Below are 1,146 nucleotides of genomic sequence, written 5' to 3'. Positions count from 1 at the left end.
CCTGTTTTACGAATGAGAGTACCCTCTATGCACAGGCGGCCTGACCCCAAGCGCCACACAGCACCATCCGTCAACTATTAAATACCTTTGTTAATAACGTATCTGGAGTAAAAGTCGATGGTAGCAACCGCGAAGTCAGGGTTCCGGCGAATGGCCGAGAGGACCGCGTCGTTCGTGAATTCAAGCGCTCCGACATCGGTGACGGCTTCAGCCGTAATTGAACTTTCAAGCGCGAAGGGTTCGGAATGCACGACCGGATACATGGTCCCGGGCCCATGCCACGAGTTGGTTCGCCGGTCGCGCTTCCCTTCGACGGCGGAGCGAACGAGCCCGGAATCAATATAGAAAACAGCGCTGAAGGGTTCGCCCGGACGCCAGAGAAATTCTCCGCGTCGAAAACGCCTCACGCGCGGGGCGAGCCCGAGAAGGAAAGGCCGGAACGGCGCGAAATCCTGTGAAAAGAAAAATCTTGGAAGCAGCATGGCTTTCATTTTTACATGATGGAGACCCCAAAAATGAAAAAAGTGAGAATCACAATCCTCAAAACGACGTTCGACTCTGAACTCGCCAAAGAGTTCGGCATGATCGGTCTCGGACCTTGTCCGCTGATGAAGGCCGGAGAGGTTTATTACGCCGACTATGCGAAGCCAGAAGGCTTCTGCGACGAAGCCTGGAAGGCGATCTACCAGTACGTCTTCGCGCTCGCGCATGGTACGGGCGAAAACCTCTTCTACTACGGCGACTGGATCCGGAAGCCCGGCGTCGCGATCGTCTCCTGCAATGACGGCCTGAGGCCCGTCATCATGAAGCTCGAGGCGACGGACATTCCTTCCGAGCCGCCCAAACCGGCAGAAAGCTGTCTGCCGAACTCTCTGTAGATGAGCTATTGCACTGCCCTGGCCGTCCACAAGGCAAAATCGAACCTCAGCTGCACGGGATTCTTATCGATAAGTGTGCGAGCAATAATGACTAACAGCATTGCCGGCCTTGCATACCTAAAGATAGGTATTTGCAATCCAATTTGTACGTGATGCGACGGACGCGCTCAGGCATTAGATGTCATACTAACTTTCGCCACCCCTTCAACCTTTCATGGAGTGGCAAAACATGCGATATTCGCAGGAGTTCAAAGACAACGTCGTAGCG

General features: G+C 54.0%; 2 protein-coding genes. One reads left to right on the top strand and one right to left on the bottom strand.

Annotation, left to right across the window (positions count from 1 at the left end; all coding sequences use genetic code 11):
* Positions 1–77: 77 nt before the first annotated feature.
* Positions 78–407 carry a Crp/Fnr family transcriptional regulator gene (locus GBM95_RS11800; RefSeq protein ID WP_152159266.1) on the bottom strand — a complete coding sequence of 110 codons (330 nt, stop codon included), beginning with the start codon at positions 405–407 and terminating at the stop codon, positions 78–80.
* Between the two features lie 108 nt (positions 408–515).
* On the opposite strand from GBM95_RS11800, the gene GBM95_RS11795 reads away from it, so the two are divergent.
* Positions 516–878, top strand: coding sequence for a TIGR04076 family protein (locus tag GBM95_RS11795; protein WP_152159265.1), 363 nt, complete (start codon positions 516–518; stop codon positions 876–878).
* The last annotated feature ends 268 nt before the right edge of the window (positions 879–1,146 follow it).

Origin of the sequence: Sutterella seckii (assembly GCF_009183815.1) — a bacterium.
Classification (GTDB): domain Bacteria; phylum Pseudomonadota; class Gammaproteobacteria; order Burkholderiales; family Burkholderiaceae_F; genus Sutterella; species Sutterella seckii.
The sequence above is the reverse complement of the archived record's forward strand: the minus strand, read 5'-3'. Positions and strand labels throughout refer to the sequence as shown.